The sequence below is a fragment of the Vibrio sp. 811 genome (assembly GCF_033339195.1).
This window is the reverse complement of the sequence record NZ_JAWOUB010000197.1, coordinates 1-879: the sequence shown is the minus strand read 5'-3', so window position 1 is coordinate 879 and position 879 is coordinate 1. Positions and strand designations below refer to the sequence as shown.

Annotated in this window: 1 protein-coding gene; it reads left to right on the top strand. The window is 48.2% G+C overall.

The genetic code is table 11. From position 1 onward, the window contains the following. The coding region (locus tag R7Q46_RS25795) for a bifunctional 2',3'-cyclic-nucleotide 2'-phosphodiesterase/3'-nucleotidase (protein ID WP_318078031.1) at nucleotides 1–879 on the top strand (879 nt) is incomplete at both ends.

The window sequence follows — 879 nt, the reverse complement described above, 5'->3', positions numbered from 1 at the left end:
GCGTAGACAACAACAAAGGCACCATCAACGGTGTCACTGCCGTCATGCCTGGCCGTTGGGGTAGCCACGTGGGAGTCATGGATCTGGTCATCGAGCAAAAAGACGGCCAATGGCAAGTAGTGGAAGGACAATCTGAAGCTCGACCAATTTTCGACAAAGCGACTAAGAAATCGCTTGCAGAAGCAGACCAAGGCATCATTAAAGCACTCGAAGACGATCACAAAGGCACTCGCGAATTCGTTAACCAACCAATTGGTAAAGCGAATGACGTGATGTACAGCTTCTTGGCTTTGGTGCAAGACGACCCAACAATCCAAATCGTTAACCTTGCACAAAAAGACTACGTTGAACGTTTCATTCAAGGCGATCCAGACCTAGCTGACATTCCAGTTTTGAGCGCGGCAGCGCCTTTTAAAGTGGGCGGACGTAAAGATGATCCGAACGGCTTCACTGAGGTAGAATCTGGCCAACTGACTTTCCGCAACGCCGCCGACTTGTACCTATACCCAAATACGCTCGTCGCAATGAAGGTGAAAGGCAAAGAAGTACATGAATGGCTAGAGTGCAGCGCGGGCCAATTCAAGCATATTGATGTCAATACGACTCAGCCACAATCGTTAATTGATTGGGATAACTTCCGTACGTACAACTTTGACGTGATTGATGGTGTGGAATACCAAATCGACATCACTCAACCACCGAAGTACGACGCGAGTTGTAAAGTCATTAATCCGGACTCCCAGCGTATCGTGAATCTAACTTTCAATGGCAAACCAGTTGATCCGAAACAAGATCCCATCATTGCGACTACCAATTACCGCGCATACAGCAATCCCTCCCCTGGCACTGGTCCGAACTTCATTGCATTTGACTCTCCAG